Here is a 239-nt window from a genome sequence, read left to right on the forward strand (position 1 = left end):
CCGGCGGGTTGATGATCTCGCTGCTCGGCGCCCTGTTTTCCTGGGTGTTGCTGTGCGCCGAGATCATGTTCGCTGCGGCCAAGGACCACACGATGCCGGAGTTCCTGCGCCGGGAAAACGCCAACCACGTGCCTGCCAATGCGCTGTGGCTGACCAACTGCATGATCCAGGGGTTCTTGCTGATCACCCTGTTTTCGGCCGGCACCTATACCAGCCTGATCTACCTCGCCTCGTCGATG

1 protein-coding gene is annotated in these 239 nt (G+C 61.5%); it reads left to right on the top strand.

The window, feature by feature from the left end:
- A partial coding sequence (locus J5M56_RS26455) for an amino acid permease (RefSeq protein WP_207938244.1) occupies positions 1–239 on the top strand: 239 nt, incomplete at both ends.

It is taken from the genome of Pseudomonas sp. 51_B, assembly GCF_017491595.1.
GTDB classification, from domain to species: Bacteria; Pseudomonadota; Gammaproteobacteria; order Pseudomonadales; family Pseudomonadaceae; genus Aquipseudomonas; species Aquipseudomonas promysalinigenes.